Source organism: Chloroflexota bacterium, from assembly GCA_015478725.1.
GTDB lineage: Bacteria > Chloroflexota > Limnocylindria > Limnocylindrales > CSP1-4 > C-114.
In genome coordinates this window covers 1-1,126 of sequence record JADMIG010000141.1, presented here as the reverse complement: position 1 = coordinate 1,126, position 1,126 = coordinate 1, and the positions used below count along the sequence as shown (strand labels likewise).

Here is a 1,126-nt window from a genome sequence, read left to right as displayed (position 1 = left end):
CTAGTGTAGTGCTTCTAACGCTTCTTTAGCTCTGCCGATCTTATCGAGGATCGTTTGGACGGACGCCGTCCAGATGAAGGGCTTCGGGTGTTCGTTGCGATGTGCGAGGTACGCGTCGATCGCTGCCTCCAACTCCTTGACGCTGCGGAAGACGCCGCGGCGCAGCCGCTTCTGGGTGAGCTCGCCGAAGAAGCGCTCGACGAGGTTCAACCACGATGCGGACGTCGGCGTGAAGTGCATGTGGATGCGGGGATGACGCATCAGCCAGCGCTCGACCTCTGGATGCTTGTGCGTCGCGTAGTTGTCGACGATGAGATGGAGGTCCAGGTCGGCGGGTGTCGAGCGATCGATCAGCCGAAGGAAGACGAGGAACTCGTCATGCCGGTGCCGCGGCATGCAGGTGCCGATCACGTCGCCGGTGAGGACGTTGAGGCCTGCGAAGAGCGTCGTCGTCCCGTTCCGCTTGTAATCGTGCGTCATCGTCCCGGCGCGGCCGCGCTTCATCGGTAACCCGGGTTGCGTGCGGTCGAGCGCCTGAATCTGGGACTCTTCTCGTCGACTGAGAACACGAGCGCCTTCTTCGGCGGGTCGACGTAGAGTCCGACCACGTCATGCAACTTCTCGATGAACTGCGGGTCTCGCGACAGCTTGAACGTCTCGACGCGGTGTGGCTGGAGCCCGTGCGCCTTCCAGATGCGCAGGACGCTTGTGTCGCTGATCCCGGCCACAGCCGCCATGCTGCGCGTGCTCCAGTGGGTCGCATCTGCCGGCTTCTCGCGCAGAGTCAGCTCGACGATGCCGGCGATCGTCGCCGCACTCAGTTGCGGTTTGCGCCCGGGCCGCGGCGCGTCCTTGAGCAACCCAGGGACACCTGCAGCTGTGTACCGGTTGCGCCATAAGGTAATCGTCGGCGTCGTCGTGTCGAGTCGCTGCATGATCTCGCCCGTCGGCGTACCGTCGCCGCTGAGCAGGACAATCTTCGCCCGTAGGGCGACCTTCTGCGGCGTGTTGCGCCCCCGCGCCAGCCGCTCCAGCTCTGTCCGATCCTCTGCCGAGATGTCGATCTGCGTGCTGGGTCTCATGCCCAGCATCATATCAGAAATAAAGCTATATCGGAAGCACTACA

The 1,126-nt window shown here is 63.1% G+C and carries 1 pseudogene; it reads right to left on the bottom strand.

From position 1 onward, the window contains the following. A pseudogene (locus IVW53_16160) lies at nt 1-1,082 on the bottom strand (IS630 family transposase). Nucleotides 1,083-1,126 lie beyond the last annotated feature (44 nt).